General features: G+C 72.0%; 2 protein-coding genes and 1 pseudogene. All 3 read left to right on the forward strand.

The genetic code is table 11. The features are described 5' to 3' along the window. Positions 1-10 precede the first annotated feature (10 nt). Positions 11-91 (forward strand): annotated as a pseudogene (locus AC1MIR_RS18900) (ABC transporter substrate-binding protein); the annotation flags it as partial. 44 nt (positions 92-135) lie between these two features. Continuing rightward, complete coding sequence (locus tag AC1MIR_RS18905) at positions 136-879, forward strand: DUF2254 family protein (RefSeq protein WP_480029736.1); 744 nt, start codon at positions 136-138, stop codon at positions 877-879. 117 nt (positions 880-996) lie between these two features. Then, the coding region (locus tag AC1MIR_RS18910; protein WP_480029737.1) for a choice-of-anchor I family protein at positions 997-3,607 on the forward strand (2,611 nt) is incomplete at its 3' end.

The raw sequence follows: 3,607 nt of genomic DNA on the forward strand, positions 1-3,607 counted from the left end.
CCCGGCGGAGATCGAGCCAGACCTCGCGGAGCGTTGGGAAAGCAGCCCGGATGGCCGCACCTGGACCTTCCATCTGCGCCGCGGCGTGCAGTTCCACGGGGGGGGGGGGGGCGGGGGGGGGGGCGGGCGGGGGGGGTGGGCGGGGCGCGGCGCCCGCCGGAGCAATGCCCCGCCGGTCCCTACGCGCCGCTGCGCGCGCGCGGCAGCGGCTATCTGCGCGTGCTGGACGAGGCGGGCCTGGCCGGCTGGGCGGCGGAGCACGACGCCTGCATCCGCCTCTTCGTCCGCCCGGGCGGCGTCGTCTTCCCCGGCCGCGCGCTCGGCGGGGTCGCGCCGGCCGCCCTGCGCGCCGCGGCGGAGGCGGCGGTCGCGGCGTCGCTTGCCCTCGGCGACACGCGCAACGTGGAGCAGGACCTGGAATATGCCGTGCGGCAGCTCGTGGAGGTCGGCATGCGCGCGCTCTCGGCCGGCACGCGCGATCCCTTCACGGCGATCAGCGTGCTCGACCAGCTCGGCGCCGCGCTGTGCGAGACCGCGCGGCACGACCTGCCGGATGGCTGCACCCGGCGCGACGGCGTGCTGCGGCTGCAGCGGCCGGCCACCGACTATGACGGGCTGGCGGATGCGATGTTCCACATGCTGCGCCAGGCCGGCACCAGCGAGCCCTCGGTGAGCATCCGCCTGGGCGCGGTGCTCGCCGCGGTCGCCGCGGTGGAGCGCGATCCGGCGCGGCTCGCCACGCTCGCCCGGCATCTCGACCTGGCGCGGGAGGCAGGGCTGCGCAGCAGCGAGGACGCGACCGTGCGCGCGGCGATCATCGAGCGCCACGCCGCCGGGCTTGCCGCCATCGCCGACGCGACGGGCCAGCCGCGCGGATGAGCGGCGGCTGCCGATCCGTCGCGCCGCCGCCTCTTCACCTCCCGGAAGGGATTCCGTCATCGCTCTGTCATCCGCGGCGCATATCCCGCCCCGACTGCACCCGGGAGATGCATGCCGATGTCGCTTTCGAACACGCCGACCAATGCCCTTGCCATCGAGGTCCTGGGTTCGCTGGGCCTCGCCGGGGCTGAGATCTCGGCCTTCGATCCCGGCAGCGACCGGCTCTTCGTGACCTCGAGCGCGGGGCTGCAGGTGGTGGACCTGTCGAACCCCGCGGCGCCGGTGCTGCTCACGACGATCGACTTCACCGCGCTCGGCTTCGCCACCACCGATATCAGCTCCGTTGCCAGCAAGGGCGGCATCGTGGCGGTGGCGCTGCCGGCCAGCCCGAAGACCGATCCCGGCCATGTCGTCTTCCTCGAGGCCGCGACGGGCGACCTGCTCGGCTCCGTCGCGGTCGGGGCGCTGCCCGACATGGTCACCTTCACGCCGGACGGGATGAAGGTGCTGACCGCGAATGAGGGCGAATACGCCGCCGATGGCAGCGATCCCGCGGCAGGCAGCGTCTCCATCATCGACATCTCGGGCGGCGTCGCCGCCGCCACCGTGCAGACCGCCGGCTTCACCGCCTTCGACGGGCAGGAGGATGCGCTGCGCGCGGCCGGCGTGCGCATCTTCGCCGGCAATTCCGTCTCGCAGGATGTCGAGCCGGAATACATCGCGATCTCGGCCGACGGCACCAAGGCGATGGTGACGCTGCAGGAGGCGAATGCGGTCGGCCTGCTGGACATCGCGACGGCGACCTTCACCGACATCGTGCCGCTCGGCTTCAAGGATTTCTCGACGCTCTTCGCCGATTTCAGCGACCGCGACGGGCCCAGCAACGGCAACCTCGTCAAGCTGATGGGCGGCATGCCGGTGTTCGGGATGTACATGCCCGACGCGATCGACAGCTACGAGGCGGGCGGCAGCACCTATTTCGTCGTCGCCAACGAGGGCGACGACCGCGACGACTTCATCCCGCCGGACGAGCCGGCGCGACTCGGCAGCCTCGACCTCGACGACGCCACCTTCCCGAACGAGGCGTTCCTCAAGCAGAACGCCGTGCTCGGCCGCCTGACCGTGACCAATGCCGGCGTCAGCGGCGACACTGACGGCGACGGCGACATCGACCGCATCCAGATGCTCGGCGGCCGCTCCTTCTCCATCCTCGACGCCGACGGCGCCATCGTCTTCGACAGCGGCGACGTGATCGAGCGGATCGCCAGCCACATGGTGTTCAACGGGCAGCTCGCCCTCGCCGACTTCGACGGCCGCTCCGACAACAAGGGCCCGGAGCCCGAGGGCATCGAGATCGGCGAGATCGGGGGGCGCATCTACGCCTTCGTCGGCCTCGAGCGCGCGAACGCCAACCTGGTCTTCGACATCACCGACCCGACGGATGTCAGCTACACCGGCATGGCGCGCCGCCCCGGCGACGTCAGCCCCGAGGGCAGCCTGTTCATCCCGGCGGCGGACAGCCCGACCGGCCAGGCCCTCTTCGTCACCAGCAACGAGGTGAGCAACACCATCTCGGTCTTCGGCATCGAGGATCTCGGCGCGCCGCAGCCCTTCACCCTGCAGCTGCTGCATTTCTCGGATGGCGAGGCCGGGCTGCTGGCCGGCGACACCGCGCCCTATCTCGCCGCGCTGGTGGACGCCTTCGAGGACGACTACGCCAACACGCTGATCCTGGCCGGCGGCGACAACGTCATCCCCGGCCCGTTCCTCGCCGCCGGCACCGATCCCTCGGTCGGCGCGACGCACAACAAGGGCACCAATCCCGGCGCGGCCGACATCGAGATCCACAACCGCATCGGCGTCGAGGCCTCCACGGTCGGCAACCATGAATTCGACCTCGGCACCAACGCCTTCTCCGACATCGTGAACGACGCCGCCTTCCCCTATCTCTCGGCGAATCTCGATTTCTCCGCGGATGGCGCGCTCGCCGGCCGCTACCAGGAGACGGTCGGGACCGGCGGGCTCGAGAACGCGGCGAGCCTCGCGCGGAAGATCGTGCCCTCCGCCGTCGTCACCAAGGGCGGCGAGCTGATCGGCCTGGTCGGCGCGACGACGCAGATCGTCGAGACCATCTCCTCGCTCGGCGGCGTGGAGGTGAAGGGCTTCGCCGGCGACGGCAGCGAGGCCAACGACATGGCGCTGCTCGCCTCCCAGCTGCAGATCGTGATCGACGACCTGCGCGACCAGGGCGTGAACAAGATCGTGCTGATGGCGCATCTGCAGCAGATCGCCTTCGAGCAGGCGCTGGCGCCGCTGCTGGAAGGCGTGGACATCATCCTCGCCGCCGGCTCCAACACGCGCCTCGGCGACGGCGACGACCTCGCCGTGGGCGTCCCCGGCCATGCGGCGAGCTTCGCCGGCCCCGACCCGATCGTGACCGCCGGCGCCGCCGGCGACCCGACGCTGATCGTCAACACCGACAACGAGTTCACCTATCTCGGCCGCCTCGTCGTCTCCTTCGACAGCCAGGGCCGGATCATCCCGGGCTCGCTCGACGAGGCGGTGAACGGCGCCACCGCGGCGGCGGGCCCCGCCCGCCCCCCCCCCCGGGGGGGGGGGGGGGGGCCCCGCGGGCTGGCGGACACGCTGGTGTATTTCGCCTGCACCCGCGGCACGGCGGTGCCCGGCACGCGCGATCCCGCGCGGCATGTCGCGCACCGCTTCTTCG

The sequence above is a fragment of the Falsiroseomonas sp. RANM36 genome (assembly GCF_056682175.1).